Source organism: Streptomyces sp. NPDC037401 (assembly GCF_055602345.1).
Genome location: NZ_JBVJWO010000029.1, coordinates 1 through 19,333, shown reverse-complemented (window position 1 = coordinate 19,333; position 19,333 = coordinate 1). Strand labels below are relative to the sequence as shown.

Below are 19,333 nucleotides of genomic sequence, written 5' to 3'. Positions count from 1 at the left end.
CCTCCCGTGCGGTCCGGTGCAACCTCAGGTGAGGGAGATCCCACCGTCGACGCTGAGCACCTGCCCGGTGATGTAGTCGTTGTCCAGGAACACGCCGATGGCGGGCGCGACCTCCTCGGGGGTGGTCAGCCGGGGCACCGGCAGGTTGGCGGCGAGGTTCTGGCGGAACTTGTCGGTGGCGTTCGCCGTCATCCGCGTCTCCATGAATCCGGGCGAGACGGCGTTCACCGTCACTCCGCGCCTGCCGCACTCGGTGGCCAGGGTGCGCGTGAGCGCGATCACCCCGGACTTGGAGGCGGCGTAGGCCGTCTGGCCGGACGTGGCGACCAGGGCCGACGGCGACACCACGTTGATGATCCGCCCCCACCGCCGCTTGACCATGGACGGCAGCACGGCACGGCACACGTGGAAGGTGCCCATCAGGTTCGTCTGGACCACCTCGCCCCACACCTCGGGCGACTGGCTCATCATCAGCGCGTCCTTGCGGATGGCCGCGTTGCTGACGAGGACGTCGACCTCGCCCAGCTCCTCGGCGACCCGGCGGTGGAGGGCGCTGACCGACTCCCAGCTGGCCACGTCGGCCTGGACGACGACCGAGTCGTTCGTGAGGCGCTCGCTGACCTCGCGGGCACCGTCCTCGGCGCGGTTGTAGTGGAGGGCGACGCGGCATCCGAGCCTGTCGAGCTCGACCGCCACGGCGGCGCCGAAGCCGCCGGACGCGCCGGTCACGAGGGCGACGGGCTTCTCCGGGCGCTGCGCCGCGAAGGGGCGGGCGCCCACGGCGGGGGCGCTCATGCCGCCCACCCCGTCGGCTCGCCCGCACCCCACTCGATCAAAGCGGTGAGCCACACCATGCCGGCGCCGAACGCCGCGAACATGACGCGGTCGCCCTTCTTGATGCGCCCGGCGTCGAGCGCCTCGGCGAGGGCGATCGGCATCGATGCCGCCCCGGTGTTCCCGTAGTACTCGATATTGCTGATCAGGCGCTCCCGGGGCACGTTGCTGCGCTCGAGGATCGAGTCGATGATGCGCATGTTCGCCTGGTGCGGCAGCAGGTGGTCGATGTCTTCGGGCTTGAGGTCCGCCGCCTCGAGCGTCTTCTTCACCGAACCCACGGTGAAGCGGACGGCGTTCAGGTAGATCTCGTTGCCCTTGATCTGCGCATAGTGCTGCTTCTCGCGGAGCGTCGTCTCGCTCGCCGGCAGGCGGCTGCCGCCGGCCGGGATCCTGAGGCTGTCGACCTTGCTGCCGTCGGACCCCATGTCCCAGTGCCGCAGCCAGCTGCGGTCGTGGGGTGCCAGGACGACCGCGCCGGCCCCGTCGCCGATGAGCACGCCCAGGTCCCGGTCCTCGGGGTTGACGACGAGCGAGTGCGTGTCGGTGCCGATCAGGAGGATCGGACGGGGGTCGATCGCCATGAGCCCGGCCGCGACCACGAAGCCGTACGCGAAGCCGGCGCACTCGGCGTTCACGTCGTGGGCGCCGCCCGCCGTGCCCAGTTCGCGCTGTACGAACGCCGACGTGGCCGGCGACAGCTGCTCGGGCGTGCCCGAGGCGACGATGAGGTGCGAGATCTGGTCGGGCCGCAGTCCGGCGTGCTCGAGCGCCCGCCGCCCGGCCTCGACGGCCAGCGAGGCGGTGGTCTCGCCCGGTCCGACGATCCGCCGCTCCCGGATGCCGGTGCGCTGCACGATCCAGTCGTCGTCGATGCCGAAGCGTGCGGCGAGGTCGGCGTTGGTGAGCCGTCCCTCGGGCAGGTGCTTGCCCCAGCCGATGATGCCGATGCCCGCCACCGCTGCCTCCGCGGTCACTCGTCACCGGCCGCGGAGGCGACCGGGACGATGCCGTGGACGGCCAGCAACTGCCGGTGGATGCCCCGGAAGGTGACGGTGTCGTCGATGCTCTCGACGATCGTCTCGTCCACCCCCAGGTCCGGGTACCGCTCCTGCATGTCGTAGACCCACTCCATGAGGTCGAGCGAGTCGACCCCGGACGTGGTCAGTGGCGTGTCGGGGTCGAAGACGTCGACCCGGCTCACGGCCATCAACCGTTCGACGGACACCTCGAGCGTGGGAAGAAGCGGCATTGCGCACTCCTGGTCATTGTGATCGGCCTGTGGGCCGCAACGTATGAGTGCTGGTGCAAGCGTTGCGCAAGCCCACGGCGCCCCGGACGGCCGCACCGGCTCCACCGCGTCTCGGCCCCGGCCGGCCCCGTCGGGCCGGAACCGCCGTCGTGGATGCGAGCGTCCCCGCGGGCGCGCAACGGGCGCGCAAGCCTATGTCCCGGCGATACCACCGCGGTCCCACCGGGCGGGAATCCGCCCCGGCACCCCGCTGGTACCACCGCGCCGGACGCTGTCCCCACACAGGCACTTCCAGCCAGGGGGACGCGTTTTCATGGATGCCGACATCGAGATAATGGGGCCGATGGCCGTGCGGTGCGGGGGCGCCGTGCACCATCTCCAGAGCTCACAGGCCCGGGTGGCGTTCGCACGCCTCGTGCTCGCGGGCCCCGAGGGCGTCACGCGGGACGAGCTGGCCGACGTCATCTGGCCGGGGGAGCTCCCGCCCACGTGGGCGTCGGCCCTGCGCACGCTGCTCAGCCGACTGCGGACGTTCGTGGGGCCGCTGCAGGCCGAGTCGACGGATCCGCTGGTCAAACGGGGCGGTCGTTACGTGCTCGCGCTGGGCGAGGACGTGCTGGTCGACGTGGAGGACGCGACCCGGTCGCTGGCCTCGGCCCACGAAGCGCTCAACGCCGGCGACATGGTTGCCGCCACCCGGCTGGCCACGCGGGCCGCGGACCGGCTGCGTTTCCCGTTCCTGTCCGAGCACGAGGGCGACTGGGTCGCCGGGTGGCGCGAGCGCCTGACCGAGCACCTGGTCACGGCCCTCGAGATCGGCAGCCGGGCGGCGATGGGGTCGGGAGACCACGGGCAGGCCGCCCTCCTCGCCGAGGAGGCGACGACCCGTGCCCCCGAGCGCGAGAGCGCCCACCGCTGCCTCATGGCGGTCCGCGAGGCCATGGGGAACCGCGGCGAGGCCCTGCGGGCGTACCAGCGGCTGCGCCGGTACCTCGCCGAAGAGCTGGGAGTCGACCCGTCGCCCGAGACCGAGGCCGCCTACCTGGCGCTGCTCGGCCCGTCGTCGCCGTCGGTGGAGCCCAGCGGCACAGCCGCCGTCAGGCACCGCCCGGTCCCGTTCGTGGGCCGGCACCACGAGATGGCGACGCTGACCGGCGCCTGGGACCGGGCCGCACGCGGCCGCCGGCAGTTCGTGCTGGTCACGGGCGAATCGGGCATCGGCAAGACGCGCCTGCTGCGCGAGGCAGGGGCGACGATGGCCGCCGGGGGCGGATTGCTGCTGGTCGGCCGGTGCGACGAGGGCGCGATGATCCCGTACCAGCCCCTCGTCGAGGCGCTGGACAGCTACGTCGCCGCCTCGCCCGACAACCCGCTCGAGGCGCTCTCCCCCACCGCCCGGGGTGCGCTGCGCCTGCTGCTCCCCTCGCTCGGCGGGCCGTGCCTGCCCGGCGAGCTGCCCCCGCAGCCGGTCCTGTTCGCGGCGCTGACCCAGCTGCTGCTGGCAGCGGCGAGCGAGCGGCCCTGCGCCGTCCTGATCGACGACGCCCACTGGGCCGACCCGCAGACCGTGGAGCTGCTCCGGCACCTGCTGCGCACCACGGCCGAAGCGCGGCTGTGCATCGTCGTCGCGGCCAGGAACGACCTGCCGGCATCCGCCCGGCGACGGGTGTGGGCCGGTCTGGACGAGGCGATGCTGCCGTTCGAGCACGCCGGCGACGGGACCGAAGTGGCCCTGGGCGGCCTCGGCTTCGCCTCCACCCGTGCGCTCATGCACGAGCTGGGAACCGGCACTGTGACGGACGTCACCGACGCCGACACGGTCCGACGGGCGTGCGTCCGCAGTGGCGGAAACCCGTTCATGCTCCTGGAGATGCTGCGGCACGAGGCCGGTCTGGACGCGGTACCGCCGGCCGTCGCCCGGATGGTGGCCGCCAAGCAGGCCGCCATCGGCCGCGACGCCGACCGGCTGCTCCAGGTCGCGGCCGTCACCGGCCAGTCCGTTGCCTTCGACGCGGTGGCGGGCTCCTCGGGCCTGGACGTGCTGGCGGCCCTGGACGCGCTCGAGACGCTGCTGCAGGTCGGGATCCTCGCCGAGGGCTCCCAGCACCCCGACGGGCCGGCGGTGTACGAGTTCCGCCACGACGTCGTGCGCCAGGCGGTCGACGAGCAGGTGAGCGCCGCCCGGCGCCGCCACGTCACCTCCAGGCAGCCGACGGTGCCCGGCCCCCGCTCCGGCACCGACCACCGGCTCTCGACGCACCGGAGGTGAACAGCCGCGACAGCCAACCCGTCCATCACCCCAACACCGCGTGTGTTTACGCACTGTGACGGCTCGTCACCCTATTTCGTGTTAACCTACAACCCGACCGATCAGGCGTGAGGGTGGGGGTCCTGGGGGTCGCCGGTTCAGGCATGAAAAGGGGACAGCCTCATATGGCTCGCGTGCCTTTCGTCCCGCGTCAGCGGCTGGTGGAAGAGATACTCAACGCGAGGCACTCGGTGCTCATCGAGGCAGGCGGAGGGTTCGGCAAGAGCGTCCTGACCGGGCAGGTCCGCGCCGCCGCCGGTGGCGGCCTCGGGGTACGCCTGCCGCGCGACCACCCGGTCACGGTCGACGAGCTGACCTCGGCGATCCTCGACGCGGCCGGCCGCCCCGCCGGCTGGCCGCGCACCCCGGCCACCGGCGCCGCCGGGCGGATCGGCGAGCTGCTGGCCTCGTCGACGGGGCCGGGCCTCCTGGTCGTCGACAACGCCGAGGCCCTCACCGACGACGCCGCGGCCTGGCTGGCCGACCTGGCGCAGGACGGCATGCCGCCCCTTCGCGTCCTGGTCAGCAGCCGCCTGCTGCCGGCGCCGCTCGCGGCCATGGAGTTCCGGGGCACCGCCGAACGCTTCAACACCCAGGACCTGCGCCTCACGCAGGAGGAGGCCACCGCCCTCGCCCTCGTCGAGCTCGGCGACGAGGACGGCGAGCGGCTCGCCGCCACCCTGCACGACCTGTCGGGCGGCTGGATCGCGCTGCTGCTCGTGATGCTGCGCAGGCTCGCCCGTACGTCCGACCGCATGGCCGCCGCCACGGTGCTTCTCCGGCACCCCGGCCTGATCCACCAGCTGATGGACCACTACGCCGCCGACCTCGACCCGGCCGACCGCTACCTGCTCACCCAGGTGGCGGCCTTCCCCATGGTCAACGACCGCCTCGTCGAAGGGCTGGGCGAACCGGGGCTGTTACGCCGCCTCATCCGGGCCGGTATACCCTTCGCGGTCGGAGCCGACGGCTGGTCACGCCTGTGCAGCGAGTCGAGGGAAACCCTGGCCGCGCTCGCACCGCTCGACCCGGCCATCGCCCAGCGAGCCGCCCCGCTGCTGATCTCCCAGGGCGCCGAACTGGCCGCGGCCAGCCTGCTCGTCGACAGCGGCGACCCGAAGCAGGCCGCCACGCTCATCGCCAAGCTGCCGACCTCGCGCATCAACCAGATCGACCCGGTCGAGTTCATCCACCTCATGGCCCGCCTCGGGCCCGCGGCCGAGGCCGCACCCCAGGCGCTGTTGCACCTGGCCCGCACCCACCGCAACGTCGGCCAGCTCGCCGAGGAGCGCGAGGTGATCGGACGGGCCCTGCGCGTCGTACGCGAACAGAACACGGACGACGACCTCGCCGTCGAGGTAGAGAGCGAGTGGTTGATCCAGCGGGCGCTGCTGCGCGACGCCGACGTGCTCGTCCGGGTCGAGCGGCTCCTCGAGGCGACAGCCGAGGGCACCCGCGCCCAGGCCAGCCTGCTCGAGGCCCTGGGCGTGGCCCTGTCCGGCCGCCCCGACGGGCCGAGCCTGCACCGCGCCGAGAACGCCATGCGCCAGGCCGCCATCACCTGGGGCGAGCTGGGCGAGCCCGCCCGCGTCTCCGCGGTCCAGCGGGGCCTGGCCACCCGGGTCCTGTCCGCCCTGGGCAAGACCGGCGAGGGCGCCGTGCTGCTGCGCCGGCTCGGCGCCGGCAGCGACACGCAGTTCGACCGCATGCTGTGCCTGGTCATGGAGGCCCGGCTGCTGGCGCTCAGCGGCGAGGCCGACCGGCCGCTCGCCATCCTCGACGACGCCATACGGCTCGCCGAGCTGCTGCGCATCGACTGGGTGGCCGGCCACGCCGCCTGGACCCGCCTGATCGTGGCGGCCAACGACCACGACCGGTCCGGTGTGCTCGAGCAGCTGGCCCGGGCCGAGGCCCGCCTCGGACAGATGATGATCCACGACGGCGGCGGTCTGCTGTTCCTGTGCGAGGCCGCCGACGCCTGCGCCGTCGTCGGGGCCGACGCGCCCTCGGCCCGGCTGCTGGCCGCCGCCCGCGAGCACCGCGTCGAGGACCCGGTGACCCTGGCGCTGACCGAGGCGTTCATCGGCGCCCGCCGGGGCGAGCCCGAGGCGGCCGACATCCTGCAGCGCATGCTCCAGGACGGCGCGATCGCCCCCTGCCTGCGGTGGAAGGCCGAACTGCTGACGGGCTACGTCCGCCACGCCGCCGGCCACATCGACGACGCCGACCAGTGCCTGCTGATCGCCCTCGACCGGGCGGCGAGCCTCGGCCACCCCGATCTGCCCGACCGCCGTGAGCGTCGCGTGGTCGGCGTCCTGCGGTCGGCCATCCGGCTGCCCTCGGCGGCCGTGGCCAGCACCTTGACCGACGACGGCTGCTACGAGGTGCGGGTGCTGGGCGGGTTCGAGGTCCGCCAGGGCCACGCGGTGCTCCCCGGGTCCGGCCGGGCCAGCCAGTTGGTGAAGCACCTCGTGCTCGCCGGCGGGTCCGTCCGGGTCGAGACCATGGTCGAGATGCTGTGGCCGGGCGAGATGCCGGGCGTCGGGCAGCGCCGCCTCAAGAACGTCCTGACCCGGGCCCGCGCCACGTACGGCTCGCTCGTCCACCGCAGGGGGCAGCTGCTGTGCCTGTCCTCGTGCACGGTCGACCTGCACTCGTTCGAGGACCTGGCACGGGCCGTCGCCGCCGCGCAGGGCAACGAGCGCGTCTCCCGCGCCCGCGTCGCCGTCGCCGCGTTCTCCGGGCCGCTGCTGCCCGACGACCTCTACGACGACCGCATCGCCCAGCGCAGCGAGCTCGTGCGCCAGCGGGTGCTCGGCCTGATCGACGTCGTGCTGACGGCCGCTCTGGAAGGGGGCGACATGGAGGAGGCGATGGACCGGCTCGAGTCCGCCATGGAGCTCGACCCGTACGACCAGGAGCGACCCTTGCGGGTCGCCCGTGCCCTGGTCGCACGGCGGCGGTACCTCGAGGCCAACGACCTCGCCGCCCAGGTGATCGCCGCCGCCAACGAGCTGGGCGACCCCTTCGCCGTCGAGTGGGACGAGCTGTCGCTCAGCCCGCTCGACGGGGCGCGGGCGACGCACGACGCAGGTCGTCCAGCTCCTCGCACCACGACTCGAGGCGGCCCGCCCGCAGCAGGTGGGTCCCTACCAGCAGCCCGGCGTAGCCGGCGTTGAGGAGCCCGGCGGCGACCTGCGGGTCGTCGATGCCGCTGGCGCTGACGGGGCACGGCGTCCCCGTCCCCCGTACGGCCGATAGCAGTTGGTGGCTGCGGCCCGTGTCGGCGTCCCCGCGCTCGCGGATGCGGATGTCCTTGTTGTTGACGGCCACCACGCACCCCTCGCACGGCGGGAGGGCCTCGATCTCGGCGGGGCCGGCCACCTCGATGAACGGGGTGAGGCCGAGCGCGAGGGCGCGTTCGGCCAGCCTCGCCAGCGCGAGCTTCGGCAGCAGCGCGGCCGTGAGCAGCACCGCGGACGCACCGAGGCCGGCGGCCGCCTGCAGTTGGCCGGCGTTGGTGACGAAGTCCTTCTGCAGGACCGGCAGATCGGTGCACCCGGCCACCTCGGCCAGCAGACCGGCGTCGCCCCCGAACCAGCGGCCGGTGACGACCGACAGGCAGGGGGCGCCGGCGGCTTCGTAGCGGGCCACGATCTCGGCCGGCGACCGGTTGCGGAACAGGTCCTCGCCGTCGGCCGAGCGGGGCTTCAGTTCCATGATCACGGGACGGTGGGCGCCCATCAGGGCGTCCATGAACGACGGCGCCATCAGACGACCTCCTCGACATCGGGGACGGCACGCCACTGGTGCCGGATGTCTGCGACGCTGTCGGCGCAGAACGCTCCGGCCGCATCCCGTGCCGCCGTGTCGACGTCGACGCCGGCGAAGCGGGGGTGGGCGGCCACCTTCTCGTAGTACGTGCGGTTGGCGGCCGAGATGCCCCCGGCGAGGAGGAACGGCTGCGTGATCGCCTCGGCCAGGTCGATCACCACGTCGGGTTCGAGCGACAGGCCGGTGCTCCCGACCCGCCCCTGGGCGCTCGTGGCGTCGAACAGGAACACGTCGGTCCCCGCCCGCTCGTACGAGGCCAGGAGCGGTCGCTCGGCGCAGGCGTCGCCCGTGACGTGGAGGACCTTGACCACGGTGGCCTCGGGCCATCCCCGCTTGAGCGCCGCCACCACGGCCGGGGGCTGGTAGCCGTGCAGCTGCAGCCACCGCACGCCGGCGGTGCGGGCGGCGTCCAGGATGGCTGCCGGGTCCCGCAGGAAGGTGACCATCATCGGCTCGGGTGCCGGCCGCTCCGCGGTCACCTCCACGGTGCGGCACGCCTGTGCCAGGGCGGCGAAGCGGCCGAGGGACAGGTCGGCGGGGCCGCCGGGCACCCCGTGCCACAGGCCGATCAGGTCCGCGCCTGCGGCCCCGAGCAGGGCGACGTCTTCGCGGCTGGTCGCGCCGCACACCTTGAGCAGCACGGTCACAGCCCCAGCAGCGAGGAGAGCCGGTTGTACTGGATCTCCGTCGTGCCCGAGTAGATGGTGCTGCCCACGGCGTTGGCCAGCTCGCGGTCGAGGCCGTACTCCGACATGTAGCCGTTGCCGCCGAAGACCTGGATGGCCGCCAGCCCCGAGGCCACGTTGGCCTCACTGGTGAGCAGCTTGCTGATCGCCACGTCCATCGTGACGTTCTCGCCGGCGGCGAGGCGTTCGGCGGTGTCGTAGAGCCACCGGCGGGCCGTCTCGAGCCGGATGCGCATGTCGACCAGCTTGTGGGAGATCGCCTGGTACGAGCCGATCGGCTTGCCGAACTGCGTACGCGTGCGGGCGTACTCGAGGCAGCGCTCGAACCGGTGCTGCATCTCGCCGACGTTGATGACGAAGGAGCAGAGGATCTCCCACTTCATGACGTGCTCGAGCAGCAGGTAGCCGCGCCCGACGCCGCCGATGACCCGGTCGGCGGGCACCCGGCAGTCGTCGAAGTAGAGCTCGCTCATCGGTGAGGACGTGAGGCCCATCTTCTTGAGCGGCCGGCCGGCCGAGAAGCCGGGGGTGTCCGTGTCGACCAGGAAGGCGGTGATGCCGAGCGGCCCGCCCTCGGGCCGGGTGCGGGCGTAGACGACGACCACGTCGGCGATCGGGCCGTTGGTCACGAAGCTCTTGCTGCCGTTCAATACGAAGTGGTCGCCTTCGCGTACGGCGCTCGTCCGCATGCTGAGGGCGTCCGACCCCGTGTCGGGCTCGCTGATGGCGTGGGCGCCGATCAGGTCGCCCGAGCACACCCGGGAGAGGTACCGGTCCTTCTGTTCCTCGGTCCCGAAGTGCTGGAGCGGGACTCCCGTGCTGCAGAGGGTGGTGGCGACGGAGAAGCTCAAGCCCCCGTCGCGGCACCCCTTGCCCAGGGCCTCCAGCACGAACATGGTGGTGACCAGGTCGACGCCGGCCCCGCCGTGGGCGGGGTCGAACGGCAGGCCGAGCATCCCCGAGGAGCCGACCAGCTTCCACGCGTCCCACGGAAACCCGTTCTCGACGGCGTCGTGCTCGGTGACGGCAAGGCTGCGGCACAACTGCTCCGTGCCCGCGCGCAGTGCGAGCTGTTCCTCGTCCCAGGTGCGCATGTACGGACCCCTTAGTAGGCGGAGGCGCTGGAGGCGTCGAGGCTGTGCTGCTCGTCGCCCCGCAGCGCGGGCGAGAACACGCAGACCAGGCGCAGGTCGGTGTCCGGGTCGGCGATGAGGTGGTGGGCGTCGTGCTGGTCGAGCGCGTAGAGCGTGCCCGGGGTGATGCGGTGCGTCGTGCCGTCGAGGGCGACGACCTCGCCGGAGCCCTCGATGCAGTAGCAGGCCTCCAGGTGGCGGCGGTACTCCAGCAGCGACTTCGTACCGGCCCGCACCGTGGTGTCGGTGACGGAGTATCCGAGGCCGTCGGCCTCCAGGAGGAAGCGGCGGCTCAGGCCGTTGCCCCAGTCGACGGTGGTAACGGCGTCCAGGTTGCGCACGATCACGGGATCGCTCCTTTCGAGGGGCCGGTCACTGGGACCGGGGAAGGGGGTGGGACAGGTGGTTCGGACGGAGGTCGGTGACGAGGGCGGCCAGGTCGGCGACGACGTCGCCGCCGCCGGTGAGCGAGGCCTCGGCGCGAGCGACGACGGTGCTGCCGACGACTGCGGCGTCGGCACCGGCCGTGTGCACCCGCGCGACGTCGGCCGCCGTGCGCACCCCGAAACCGGCGGCGATCGGGGCGTCGGTCAGGGCCCGCAGGGCGTCGATGGGGGCGCGGAGCGCTGCCGGGTCGGGTGCCGGGCCGGCACCGCTGGGGCCGTAGTGCGTGACCAGGTACACGTACGCCGACGCGTGGGCTGCCGCCTCGGCCACGACCTGCGGGGACGAGGACGCGTAGCAGGTGGTGACGACGGGCAGCCCGGCGGCGCCGGCCCGGTCGTAGAACTCCGGGCGGGCCCGGGGCGGTGCGCCGTGCAGGAGTGCCCCGGCCGCCCCGGAGCCGGCGATGGCCGTGACGACCTGGGCCATCGAGCGGGGGCGGACCGTGTGCGCCCAGTCGGCGAGGACGACCACCCGCAGGTGGCGGTGGCGTGTGCGGGAACGTTCGACGAAGGCGAGGGCGTCCTCGAGCTCGGTCCCGGCCGCGAGTGCCCGGTCGGCGGACCGGCGGATCACCGGTCCGTCGCTGATCGAGTCGGGGAACGGCACGCCCAGTTCCAGGACGTCGACCTCGTGGTCGTCCAGCATGTCGGCGACGTCGTCGAGCACGTCGAACGGCGGGTCGCCGGCGTTGAGGAAGACGGCGAGGCCCGGCGGGCGGGGGAACAGGTCAGTCACGGGATGCCGCCTCGCTCAGCTGTGGTGACGGTGCCGGCCCGCCGGTCCGCACGGCGTCGACCAGGTCGCGCACCGCGCCGTCGCGCATCGCGGCGATCGCCGAGGCGATGGTTGGGCGCCACCCGGTCCCCCGCTCGGCCGCGATCAGCAGCGCGGCGGCGTTGAGGGCGACGGTCTGGGTGGCCACCTCGCCCGCCCGCCCGGATATGACGTCCAGGAAGTGGTCGACGACCCGGGCGGGTTCGGGCACCGGTGCCAGGTCCGGCAGGGTGCCGTCGGCCGTGCCCAGCGTGCGGCGGTTGAGGTGGAGCTCGGGCGTGCCGGCGCCGGGGTGGACGACGTTGTCGGCGAAGCTGACCAGCTCGTCGGCCCCGATGTCGTTGGTGCACAGCCAGACTTCGCGGTCGTCGACCGCCGTCGCCAGCGAGCGGGCCAGTGGCAGGAGTGCGGGGCTCGACAGGCCGGTGAGCTGGCGTGTTTCCGGCAGCGCCGGCAGGAACGGGCCCAGCAGGTTGAGCACCCGGCCGTAGGTCCGCATGGGCAGCGGCATGATGCGCCGGGCCAGTACGGTCAGCTCGACCGGGTACACGAAGTAGCCGGCGAAGGCGACGCCGTGGCGGGCCAGCGAGGCGGCGGTCTCGTCGTACGACTTCGTGAGCGGGATGCCGAGCCGGTCCAGCAGGTCGATCGAGCCGTACTTGCTGGCGTGGGCCCGCGACCCGGTCTTCACGATGCGCGCGCCGAGCGTGGCGGCGACGAAGGCGGCGGCGGTGGAGACGTTGAACGTCGATGCGCCCCCGCCCGTGCCGACCACGTTGACCGCCCCGGGGAAGGGGCTCACCGGCCCGGTGCGGCGCGCGTGCAGCGACCGCACCAGGTTGGTGAGCGTCCGGGGGGCGACCGTGTCGGGGCTGAGTGCCGCCATGAGGGACGCCGGCTCGCCGGGGTCCAGCGTGTCGGCGCTCAGCTCGTCCCAGAACGACGACCACGTCGCGGTGTCGACCGGGCGACCGGCCTGCAAGGCGGCGAATGCGTCGTGCACCGGTCAGCTCGCCTGGGCCGGGACCGACGCCCGCGCCACGAAGGCGTCGATGGCGTCGATGGTGCGGAAGTTGTCCGGGTCGAGGCCCGCGTCGTCGACGGTGACGTCGAACTCGGTCTCGATCCAGGCAATGAGCTTGAGCAGCCCGAGGCTGTCGATGACGCCGTTGGCGAGCAGGTCGTAGTCGGTGGCGAGCTCCGACGGCTGGACGTCGGGTATGAACTCCTCGATCAGGAAGTCCTTGATGACGTTCTCGTTCTTCATCGTGCCGGTTCCTTTCTGGCGACGGTCGCCTCGAGGCGAGGGGACCCTGGGGTCTGTTCGAGGGCCTGGCGGTCGACCTTGCCGGTGGACGTGCGGGGCAAGGGGACCTCGGACAGGCGGAAGATCAGCGGGATCGCTGCGGTGGGCAGGTACCGGGCGCAGTGTTCGCGCAGGTCGAGCGTGCTCACGGTCGCTTCCGGCACCCGGCGCAGGACTGCGTGCAGCAGGTGGCCGGCGACGGGGTCGGGGACGGCGAGGACCACGGCCTCGGCGACGTCTCCGTGGTCGAGCAGCACCTGCTCGACGACCGCGGTGTTGACGCGGGTGCCGCGTACTTTGACCTGGAAGTCGTTGCGCCCCTCGAGGTGGAGGACGCCGGCGTCGTCGCGGCGCACGATGTCGCCGGTCCGGTAGAAGCGTGCGGCGGTGCCCGGCGGACGGCCGGCGGGGGCGTCGACGAACGGGCTGGGTGCCGCCGGGTCGGCGCCGAGGTAGCCGGCGGACTGGAACGGCGTGGCGACGACCAGCTCGCCCCGTCCCGGCCCCGTGACCACGGCGCCGTCGTCGTCGAGGACGACGGCTTCGACGCCGGGCAGCGGGGTGCCGAGCGGGACGCCGTCGGTCGGGAGCGCGTCCCGGTCCACCTCGTGCAGGAAGCTGTCGTTCGTCTCGGTGCAGCCGTAGATGTTGTAGAAGCGGCTGTCTGGGAACAGGGCGGGCAGCGCGGCCAGGCACCGGGCGGGCATGTGGTCGCCGGTGAACAGGGCGTGGCGGACCGAGGTGAGCTGCCGGGCGGGGGCGCCGGCGGCGTCGGCCAGCAGTTGGTGGGCCATCGGTACGGCCTGTACGACCGTCACGGCGTTGTCGTCGATGGTGTCGAGCAGGTGGCGTCCGTTGGTGGCGACGTCCGGGTCGACCAGGACGACCTTGCCGCCGTGGTGGAGCGTGGCCCAGACGTCGAGGAAGCAGAGGTCGAAGTTCAGGGGGGCGTAGTTGAGCGTGGAGGCCCCGGGGCCCAGGTCGAAGCGTGCGGCGGCCCAGTCGGCGAAGCGCTCGATGGCGCCCGCGGTGAGCGGTACCAGTTTGGGCAGGCCCGTCGACCCCGACGTCGTCAGCACGAAGGCGACGTCGTCGGGGCCGTGGGGCGCCGGCGCGGCGCCGGCCCGGGCGGGGGTGACAGGGTCCGGCGCCGCGCCGGCCCGGGCGGGGCCGGCATCGTCGGCGTTGACGATGTGGCGGCATCCCGCCCCGGCCAGGAGGCGTTGCAGGGTGGTCGGGGGCAGGGTGGCCGAGGGAAGCACCACCGGGAGGCCCGCCCGCAGGCACGCCAGCACCAGGGCGATGGTCCGGGGTGTCTTCGTGGCGGGTATGCCGATCGGCTCGCCGCCGGTCGTGTCGAGCCGGTTGAGGCGGGCCGAGGCGTCGGCGACGAGGTGGGCGAGCTCTGCGTAGGAGATGTGCCGGTCCCTGGCCACGAGGGCCGTGGCGTCGGGGCGGGCCTCGACCTGTCGGGCGAACGATGTCCAAAGCCGGGTAAGTTTCATCACCGACATCGTGCGGGCGCACCCGCAACATCACCGCAAGGTCTGCTCCCGCACGGTGCGACGGGATCAGTGTGACGGGATGCGCTCGCGGAGCTCGGAGACGGCGGAACGGGTCCTGGAGCGGCCGAGGAGGACCAGGGCCCAGGAGAAACAGGCGAGGGACGCGACGTTGGCGAGGGCGCGCGCATGGTTCGCGGCGACCCACGGGTCTTCGAAGGCTTCGCGGACGGCGGCGGGGTTCGGGATGCGGTCGGGGTCGCCGGCCGCGGCCAGGTCGTAGTTCAGCGGTACGTGGAAGCCTGCGGTGATCGCCAGCATCGCCAGGTAGCAGGCGAGCCCGGCGATGACCCAGGTACGGAAGGCCTTGTCGGTGGTGCGCCAGTGTGTGACCGTCGCCGCGATGGAGAAGGCCAGCCCGCCCACGAAGCAGCTCAGGAAGACCGGGTTGAGGATGACCTCGTTGATGTTCTGCATGACCTCGATGAGGACCCGGTCGTCGCTGCGGGCCAGCGCGGGCATCACCGCGTAGGAGCAGGCTGCGAAGAGCCCCGCGGTCAGTCCTGAGGTGATGGTGGCGCCGACGAGAGTGGCGGTCTTCCAGGCGCTCACGGCCTACCCCCGAGGACGAGCACGGTTCGGTCGTTCTGCATCAACTCTCCCGAGGGGACTGGGGCGGGATGGTTTCGAGCGGGGTGCCGGTGTGGGCGCAGAGTGCACGGGCGAGGGAGTTCGGGTCGTGCCGTGCAACACGACCCCGGGCTCCCTCGCCTCGTGCTCGGAGCAGGCACCCTTGGAAGTGCCGGTCTAGGCGGCGTCCCACACGCCGGTGGGGGCGATCTCGGCGACCCAGTCCGCGAAGTCGCGGGGCTTGCGGTGGAGGGCACGCTCGACTCCGTCGGCCAGCGAGCTGTTGCGGCCGTCGAAGAACTCGGAGATGAGCGTGGCCAGCGGGTCGGCGAAGTCGCGCGGGGCGCCGTCGTTGACGATGGCGTCGGCGAACTGGTCCCGGGTGATCGGCTCGTAGCGGATCGTGCGGCCCGTCGCCCGGGAGATCTCCTCGACGGCTTCGCCGAAGGTCCACAGGCGGGGGCCCGTGAGCTCGTAGCGCCGGCCCACGTGGCCGTCCTCGGTGAGGGCCGCCACCGCGACGTCGGCGATGTCGTTGGCGTCGACGAACGGGTCGGCGTTGTTGCCGGCGGGCAGGGCCAGCACGCCCTGGCGCAGCGGGCCGAGGAACACGCCCTCGTCGAAGTTCTGGTTGAACGAGGCCGGGGCGACGATGGTCCACTCGACCGGGAGGCTCGTCACGGCTTCCTCGCAGCGGACCGCCTCGTCCTGGTTGCGGGCGGACAGCAGGACCAGGCGCTGGACACCGGCGTCGACCGCCAGCCGGGCCACGGTGGCGATGGCGTCGCTGGCGCCGGGCCACTCGATCTCGGGGTAGTACATCAGGTAGGCCGACTGGGCGCCGACGACGGCGTCGGCCCAGGTGGAGGGGTCCTCCCAGTCGAACGGGGGCTTGCCGGAGCGGGAGGCCACCCGTACGTTCACGCCTCGCTCGATGAGTCCCTTCGTCACTCGGCGGCCGACCCGGCCGGTACCGCCAAGAACCAACGTCGTGTGCTCGTTTGTCGTCATGCCAGAAGTCTGGACGGCAGCAATCTGGACGGTCCATGGTTGAGATGCCAGGATGCATGTCCGGTCGTCTAGTCTTGGGCCATGGACGCACTCGCAGGATTACTCGAGGGGCCGCGGGCCAGCGGCGCCTTCCTCCTCCGCATCGTGCTGGACCCCCCGTGGTCGATCCGGGTCCAGGACAAGTCGCCGCTGTGCGTCGCCGTCATGCTCAGCGGGGAAGCGCACGTCGAACCCGACCACGGCAAACCGGTCCGGCTGCGCCCGGGCGACGTCGCCATCTTCCGCGGGCCGGACCCCTATGTGATGAGCGACGAACCGGCCACGGAGCCGCAGGTCATCGTCTACCCCGGCCAGCAGTGCGTCACGCCCGAGGGCGTCGAGCTGCGCGAGCGGATGTCGCTGGGGGTGCGCACGTGGGGCAGCAACCCCGACGGGTCGGTGCAGATGCTGCTCGGCGTGTACGAGGAAGTCGGTGCCGTCAGCCAGCGCCTGCTCGACGTACTGCCGCCTCTGCTGGTCGTGTCCGACGACACGTGGGACTCGACGCTCATCCCGGTGCTGGCCGGCGAGGTCACCAAACAGGGGCCGGCCCAGGGCGTCGTACTCGACCGCCTGCTCGACCTGCTGCTGATCTCGGTGCTGCGCGTGTGGTTCGACCGGCCCGAGACCGAGGCCCCGGCCTGGTACCGGGCCCACACCCACCCGGTGGCCGGCGAGGCGCTGCGCCTGTTCCACGAAGCCCCGGCGAACGACTGGACGCTGGCGCGGGTCGCCGCCGAGGTCGGCGTGTCACGGGCGACACTGGCCGAGGTCTTCCGCAACGCCGTCGGCACACCGCCGATGACCTACCTGACCGAGTGGCGCCTCGCCCTGGCCGCGGACCTGCTGCGCCAGTCCGACGCCACGCTGAACGTCGTCGCCCGGCAGGTCGGTTACGGCAGCGGCTTCGCCCTCAGCTCGGCGTTCAAGCGGGTGTACGGCGTCAGCCCGCAGGAGCATCGCAGCGCCGCACCGGCGCAGTAGGCCGAGCGGGCTCGCGTAGGCCCGAGTAGGCGTGCGCAGGCTCGAACAGGCCCGCGTGGGGCCGGGCTTGCGCTCCCCTTGCGCTCCCGGGCGTACCAAAAGGGCATGCATACCGAGCTCACACGCCGGAAGATCCTGTCCGGTCTGGTTGTCGGAGCGGGCGTGGCGGTCGCGGGGTGGGACCCCAGCGCCCGAGCGTGGGCCACCGCCCCCGGTTCGACGTCAGGCATCCGGCAGGTCCCCGCCCTCGACGGCACACTCCTCCTCCCCGCCGACCCGTCGGCGTTCACCGAGGACTTCGGCCACCTGTTCACGCGGCAGCCCCAGGCCGTCCTCACCCCCGGCTCGGTGGACGACGTCCAGAAGGTCGTCCGCTACGCCCGCAACAACCAGATCCCCGTGGCCGTCAACGGCCAGAGCGGGACCGGTACCGAGGACCGCGGTTCGCACTCGCACTACGGGCAGGCCCTGGTCGAGGGCGGCATCGCCATCGACCTCAAGCCGCTCGGCCAGATCCACGGCATCTCGCAGGGCATCGCCGACGTCGGCGCCGGCGCCACCTGGTCCACCCTGGCACTGCAGGCGCTCGACACCGGCCAGGCGCCGCCCGTCTACAACGACTTCGCCCACCTGTCGATCGGCGGCACACTGAGCGTCGGCGGCCTCGGCGGCACCAGCCAGCGCCACGGCTCGCAGGCCGACAACGTGGAGTGGCTCCAGGTCGTCACGGGCACCGGCGAGCTGGTCACGTGCTCCCGCAGCTACCGCCGCGCGCTGTTCGAGGCCGTCCTCGTCGGCGGCGGGCAGTTCGCCGTCATCGTGCGGGCCGGCATCAAGCTGATCCCGGCGCACACGAGCACCCGCTCGCTCGAGTTCACGTACACCGACCGGGCGGCCTTCCTGCGGGACTCGCTGGCCATCATGCGGGCCGGTGTGGTCAGCGACCAGAACGGCTACGCCGAGCCCAAACCCGGCGGCGGCTGGACCTACCGGCTGGCGCTCGGCATCTTCTACTCGGCGCCCGCCCAGCCCGACGTCGCCGCGGTGCAGGCCGTGCTCTCGCCCGAGGCTACTGCCGGCCCGACGGCCGACCTGACGTTCCGCGACTGGCTGCTGCGCTTCGACCCGAACTGGGCCGCCCTCAAGGCCGCCGGGTTCTGGGGCAGCAAGAAGCCGTGGCTCATGATGTTCGTCGGCCTCGAGAACACCCCGGCCTACCTCGACACCGTGCTCGGCGAGCTGACGGCCACCCAGATGGGCCCCGGCCCGGTCCGGATCTCGCCGATGGACGCCCGGTCGCTCAACCGGCCGAGCTTCATGCTGCCCAAGCGCCGTACGCACGAGTTCTTCGAGGTCAGCCTCATCCGGATCCCGGCGCCCAACCACCCGGACATCCCGGGCCTGCTGTCCCAGAACCGCCGCTTCTACGACCGGGCCGTCTCACTCGGGGCCAAGCGCTACCTCGTCGGCTCCGTGCCCTCGATGACCCGCGCCGACTGGCGGGCCCACTACGGCACGCGCTGGGCCCCGCTCACCGACCTGAAGCGCAAGTTCGACCCGGCCGCGATCCTCACGCCGGGCCAGGGCATCTTCGGCTGACCCGCCGACGGCCCACCCTGTTCCTCCAGCAAGGAGACCCGCCATGCCGGCACAACGCCCGGAAGACATACCCGGCCTCATCGCCGCGGCCTTCAACACCAACGACCCGCAGGCCATGCTCGACCTGTACGAGCCGAACGGCATCCTCGTCACGCCGCCGGACGGCGCGCAGGAGGTGGGGCTCGAGGCCGTCGCCCAGGCCCTCAAGCCGATGTTCGCCGCCATCAACTGGGCCGAGATCACGATGACCAGCGCGCTGCGGGCCGGCGACATCGCCATGACGCACGCCGACTGGCACCTCAAGGGAACGGACGAGGCCGGCAATCCGCTCGACCTCAGCGGCAAGGGCACCGTGGTGTCCCGCCGGCAGCCCGACGGCACGTGGCGGATCGTCTTCGACGATCCGGTCGGGGCCTGAGGGCGGGCCGGCATGGCGAACCCGTTCAGCGTCCGCATCCAGGCGCGGGCCTACGAGGTCGACCGGCAGGGCCATCTCAACCAGGCCGTGTACACGCAGTACGCGGAGCACGCCCGCTGGCAGTTCCTGCAAGCCGCCGGCCTCACCCCGGACGTCCTGGGTGAGGCCGGCATCGGCCCGGTGCTCCTCAAGACCACCATCCGGTTCCAGCGCGAACTGCGGGCCGGCGACGAGGTCGACGTGGGCTGCACCATCAGCGGCGGGCAGGGCAAGCTCATCGAGCTCATGCAGCGCTTCCACACGCCCGACGGAGTCCCGGTCGCCCGGATCGAGAGCATGGTCGGGCTGATCGACCTGGCCACGCGCCGCCTGCTCCCGGACCCGCGCGCCAAACTGCGCGAGCTGGCCAAGCAGCCCGACGTACTCGGCCTCGACACCTGAGCGAGGGCGGTGAAGCCTGGCGGCGACGTCAGGAGACAGTCGTGGGGGGGGGGGGGGGGGGGGGGGGGGGGGGGGGGGGGGGGGGGGGGGGGGGGGGGGGGGGGGGGGGGGGGGGGGGGGGGGGGGGGGGGGGGG

18 protein-coding genes and 1 pseudogene are annotated in these 19,333 nt (G+C 72.8%); 6 read left to right on the top strand and 13 right to left on the bottom strand.

Annotation, left to right across the window (positions count from 1 at the left end; genetic code table 11):
* Nucleotides 1-24: 24 nt before the first annotated feature.
* Genes ACZ7H1_RS26885 through ACZ7H1_RS26875 form a run of 3 tightly spaced genes read right to left on the bottom strand, consistent with a single transcriptional unit; the run spans nucleotide 25 to nucleotide 2,086 of the window.
* Entirely contained in the window at nucleotides 25-795 is a 771-nt protein-coding gene (locus ACZ7H1_RS26885) for a 3-oxoacyl-ACP reductase family protein (RefSeq protein WP_470790347.1), read from the bottom strand.
* On the bottom strand, nucleotides 792-1,811 hold the full coding sequence (locus ACZ7H1_RS26880) for a 3-oxoacyl-ACP synthase III family protein (RefSeq protein WP_470790346.1): 1,020 nt from the start codon (nucleotides 1,809-1,811) through the stop codon (nucleotides 792-794). Before ACZ7H1_RS26880 ends, ACZ7H1_RS26885 begins: the two co-directional genes overlap by 4 nt.
* Nucleotides 1,808-2,086, bottom strand: a complete 279-nt coding sequence (locus ACZ7H1_RS26875) for a phosphopantetheine-binding protein (RefSeq protein ID WP_470790345.1) — start codon at nucleotides 2,084-2,086, stop codon at nucleotides 1,808-1,810. Before ACZ7H1_RS26875 ends, ACZ7H1_RS26880 begins: the two co-directional genes overlap by 4 nt.
* A 313-nt stretch (nucleotides 2,087-2,399) precedes the next feature.
* Between ACZ7H1_RS26875 and ACZ7H1_RS26870 the strand changes: the two genes are divergently transcribed.
* The gene (locus ACZ7H1_RS26870) at nucleotides 2,400-4,355 is read left to right on the top strand and encodes an AAA family ATPase (RefSeq protein WP_470790344.1); all 1,956 of its coding nucleotides are present in this window, start codon (nucleotides 2,400-2,402) and stop codon (nucleotides 4,353-4,355) included.
* 143 nt (nucleotides 4,356-4,498) lie between these two features.
* Nucleotides 4,499-7,339, top strand: a pseudogene (locus ACZ7H1_RS26865) (BTAD domain-containing putative transcriptional regulator); the annotation flags it as partial.
* A gap of 109 nt (nucleotides 7,340-7,448) precedes the next feature.
* Here the strand turns inward: ACZ7H1_RS26865 and ACZ7H1_RS26860 are convergent.
* The 10 genes from ACZ7H1_RS26860 to ACZ7H1_RS26815 form a co-directional block, all read right to left on the bottom strand.
* On the bottom strand, nucleotides 7,449-8,165 hold the full coding sequence (locus ACZ7H1_RS26860; RefSeq protein ID WP_470790343.1) for a beta/alpha barrel domain-containing protein: 717 nt from the start codon (nucleotides 8,163-8,165) through the stop codon (nucleotides 7,449-7,451).
* On the bottom strand, nucleotides 8,165-8,875 hold the full coding sequence (locus ACZ7H1_RS26855) for a phosphoribosylanthranilate isomerase (RefSeq protein ID WP_470790342.1): 711 nt from the start codon (nucleotides 8,873-8,875) through the stop codon (nucleotides 8,165-8,167). Before ACZ7H1_RS26855 ends, ACZ7H1_RS26860 begins: the two co-directional genes overlap by 1 nt.
* Nucleotides 8,872-10,008, bottom strand: coding sequence for an acyl-CoA dehydrogenase family protein (locus tag ACZ7H1_RS26850; RefSeq protein ID WP_470790341.1), 1,137 nt, complete (start codon nucleotides 10,006-10,008; stop codon nucleotides 8,872-8,874). Before ACZ7H1_RS26850 ends, ACZ7H1_RS26855 begins: the two co-directional genes overlap by 4 nt.
* A gap of 11 nt (nucleotides 10,009-10,019) precedes the next feature.
* Nucleotides 10,020-10,394 (bottom strand): ectoine synthase, encoded by a 375-nt coding sequence (locus tag ACZ7H1_RS26845; RefSeq protein ID WP_470790340.1) that lies wholly within the window; start codon nucleotides 10,392-10,394, stop codon nucleotides 10,020-10,022.
* Between the two features lie 25 nt (nucleotides 10,395-10,419).
* The gene (gene trpA / locus ACZ7H1_RS26840) at nucleotides 10,420-11,229 is read right to left on the bottom strand and encodes a tryptophan synthase subunit alpha (protein ID WP_470790339.1); all 810 of its coding nucleotides are present in this window, start codon (nucleotides 11,227-11,229) and stop codon (nucleotides 10,420-10,422) included.
* Entirely contained in the window at nucleotides 11,222-12,271 is a 1,050-nt protein-coding gene (locus ACZ7H1_RS26835; RefSeq protein ID WP_470790338.1) for a hypothetical protein, read from the bottom strand. Before ACZ7H1_RS26835 ends, trpA begins: the two co-directional genes overlap by 8 nt.
* Before the next feature lie 3 nt (nucleotides 12,272-12,274).
* Nucleotides 12,275-12,535, bottom strand: coding sequence for an acyl carrier protein (locus tag ACZ7H1_RS26830; RefSeq protein ID WP_470790337.1), 261 nt, complete (start codon nucleotides 12,533-12,535; stop codon nucleotides 12,275-12,277).
* Nucleotides 12,532-14,079, bottom strand: a complete 1,548-nt coding sequence (locus ACZ7H1_RS26825) for an AMP-binding protein (protein ID WP_470790336.1) — start codon at nucleotides 14,077-14,079, stop codon at nucleotides 12,532-12,534. The genes ACZ7H1_RS26830 and ACZ7H1_RS26825 overlap by 4 nt, the downstream gene beginning before the upstream one ends.
* A 66-nt stretch (nucleotides 14,080-14,145) precedes the next feature.
* Nucleotides 14,146-14,688, bottom strand: coding sequence for an anthrone oxygenase family protein (locus ACZ7H1_RS26820; protein WP_470790335.1), 543 nt, complete (start codon nucleotides 14,686-14,688; stop codon nucleotides 14,146-14,148).
* 195 nt (nucleotides 14,689-14,883) lie between these two features.
* The gene (locus ACZ7H1_RS26815; RefSeq protein ID WP_470790334.1) at nucleotides 14,884-15,717 is read right to left on the bottom strand and encodes a Rossmann-fold NAD(P)-binding domain-containing protein; all 834 of its coding nucleotides are present in this window, start codon (nucleotides 15,715-15,717) and stop codon (nucleotides 14,884-14,886) included.
* An 81-nt stretch (nucleotides 15,718-15,798) separates the two neighbouring features.
* Between ACZ7H1_RS26815 and ACZ7H1_RS26810 the strand changes: the two genes are divergently transcribed.
* The 4 genes from ACZ7H1_RS26810 to ACZ7H1_RS26795 all read left to right on the top strand — a co-directional run bounded on the left by ACZ7H1_RS26810 (nucleotide 15,799) and on the right by ACZ7H1_RS26795 (nucleotide 19,198).
* Complete coding sequence (locus ACZ7H1_RS26810) at nucleotides 15,799-16,740, top strand: AraC family transcriptional regulator (protein ID WP_470790333.1); 942 nt, start codon at nucleotides 15,799-15,801, stop codon at nucleotides 16,738-16,740.
* Nucleotides 16,741-16,845: 105 nt separating this feature from the next.
* Nucleotides 16,846-18,339: an FAD-binding protein gene (locus ACZ7H1_RS26805; RefSeq protein WP_470790332.1), complete on the top strand. Its 1,494-nt coding sequence runs from the start codon at nucleotides 16,846-16,848 to the stop codon at nucleotides 18,337-18,339.
* A gap of 43 nt (nucleotides 18,340-18,382) precedes the next feature.
* Nucleotides 18,383-18,757: a YybH family protein gene (locus ACZ7H1_RS26800; RefSeq protein WP_470790331.1), complete on the top strand. Its 375-nt coding sequence runs from the start codon at nucleotides 18,383-18,385 to the stop codon at nucleotides 18,755-18,757.
* A gap of 12 nt (nucleotides 18,758-18,769) precedes the next feature.
* Nucleotides 18,770-19,198 carry an acyl-CoA thioesterase gene (locus tag ACZ7H1_RS26795; RefSeq protein ID WP_470790330.1) on the top strand — a complete coding sequence of 143 codons (429 nt, stop codon included), beginning with the start codon at nucleotides 18,770-18,772 and terminating at the stop codon, nucleotides 19,196-19,198.
* Nucleotides 19,199-19,333 lie beyond the last annotated feature (135 nt).

Bases quoted from the DNA above. Each gene is read 5' to 3' on its own strand.
- ACZ7H1_RS26885 (WP_470790347.1), bottom strand. From the start codon at position 795: ATGAGCGCCCCCGCCGTGGGCGCCCGCCCCTTCGCGGCGCAGCGCCCG.
- ACZ7H1_RS26875 (WP_470790345.1), bottom strand. From the start codon at position 2,086: ATGCCGCTTCTTCCCACGCTCGAGGTGTCCGTCGAACGGTTGATGGCC.
- ACZ7H1_RS26870 (WP_470790344.1), top strand. From the start codon at position 2,400: ATGGATGCCGACATCGAGATAATGGGGCCGATGGCCGTGCGGTGCGGG.
- ACZ7H1_RS26860 (WP_470790343.1), bottom strand. From the start codon at position 8,165: ATGGCGCCGTCGTTCATGGACGCCCTGATGGGCGCCCACCGTCCCGTG.
- ACZ7H1_RS26850 (WP_470790341.1), bottom strand. From the start codon at position 10,008: ATGCGCACCTGGGACGAGGAACAGCTCGCACTGCGCGCGGGCACGGAG.
- ACZ7H1_RS26830 (WP_470790337.1), bottom strand. From the start codon at position 12,535: ATGAAGAACGAGAACGTCATCAAGGACTTCCTGATCGAGGAGTTCATA.
- ACZ7H1_RS26825 (WP_470790336.1), bottom strand. From the start codon at position 14,079: ATGAAACTTACCCGGCTTTGGACATCGTTCGCCCGACAGGTCGAGGCC.
- ACZ7H1_RS26815 (WP_470790334.1), bottom strand. From the start codon at position 15,717: ATGACGACAAACGAGCACACGACGTTGGTTCTTGGCGGTACCGGCCGG.
- ACZ7H1_RS26810 (WP_470790333.1), top strand. From the start codon at position 15,799: ATGGACGCACTCGCAGGATTACTCGAGGGGCCGCGGGCCAGCGGCGCC.
- ACZ7H1_RS26805 (WP_470790332.1), top strand. From the start codon at position 16,846: ATGCATACCGAGCTCACACGCCGGAAGATCCTGTCCGGTCTGGTTGTC.
- ACZ7H1_RS26800 (WP_470790331.1), top strand. From the start codon at position 18,383: ATGCCGGCACAACGCCCGGAAGACATACCCGGCCTCATCGCCGCGGCC.
- ACZ7H1_RS26795 (WP_470790330.1), top strand. From the start codon at position 18,770: ATGGCGAACCCGTTCAGCGTCCGCATCCAGGCGCGGGCCTACGAGGTC.